The sequence below is a fragment of the Ensifer sp. ENS08 genome (assembly GCF_014852195.1).
In the GTDB taxonomy this organism is placed as follows: Bacteria; Pseudomonadota; Alphaproteobacteria; order Rhizobiales; family Rhizobiaceae; genus Ensifer; species Ensifer adhaerens.
Genome location: NZ_JACVBF010000101.1, coordinates 1 through 255, shown reverse-complemented (window position 1 = coordinate 255; position 255 = coordinate 1). Strand labels below are relative to the sequence as shown.

1 pseudogene is annotated in these 255 nt (G+C 58.8%); it reads right to left on the bottom strand.

The window, feature by feature from the left end:
• Nucleotides 1-255, bottom strand: a pseudogene (locus tag IB272_RS34685) (IS21 family transposase); the annotation flags it as partial.

Here is a 255-nt window from a genome sequence, read left to right as displayed (position 1 = left end):
CGTATGTTCGACGCGAATAGCCAAGCGTTGCCACGAAGATGTAGACGCGGACTTTCTCGCCTCCGATCTCCATTCGCTTCTCGCCAAAATCGATCTGTATCTGATGGCCTGGCGGTGTCTCGAAGCGTATCGTCGCTAAAGCCGATGCCGCCAACTGCTGCCGATACCCCGCGACCGCTCGCTCAACCGTGCGCAGACTGACCTCAATGCCGAGTTCTCGAGCCAGATCCTGCCGCACGACATCAGCATTGCCGC